Source organism: Rhodoplanes roseus (assembly GCF_003258865.1).
GTDB classification, from domain to species: domain Bacteria; phylum Pseudomonadota; class Alphaproteobacteria; order Rhizobiales; family Xanthobacteraceae; genus Rhodoplanes; species Rhodoplanes roseus.
Genome location: NZ_NPEX01000841.1, coordinates 1 through 268, shown reverse-complemented (window position 1 = coordinate 268; position 268 = coordinate 1). Strand labels below are relative to the sequence as shown.

The 268-nt window shown below is 65.7% G+C and carries 1 pseudogene; it reads left to right on the top strand.

Annotated elements, in window-relative coordinates:
• Nucleotides 1-268: pseudogene (locus tag CH341_RS36165) on the top strand (alcohol dehydrogenase); the annotation flags it as partial.

Sequence of the window (268 nt, the reverse complement as noted above, 5' to 3'; positions counted from 1 at the left end):
TTCACCGGCTACACGATCGATGGCGGTTATGCCGAGTTCTGCGTGCCGATGCACATTTCGTCTTCCCTCTCGGCGAGAGGGGAGCGGATGCGGAGATGGCGCCGCTTCTATGCGCCGGCCTCATCGGTCATCGCTGCCTCAGGATGGCGGGAGAGGCCGAACGTCTCGGCCTATATGGCTTCGGCGCGGCCGCGCATATCGTGGCGCAGGTGGCCCGTCATCAGGGGCGCTCGGTCTATGCCTTCACCCGGCGGGGGGATCTCAAGGC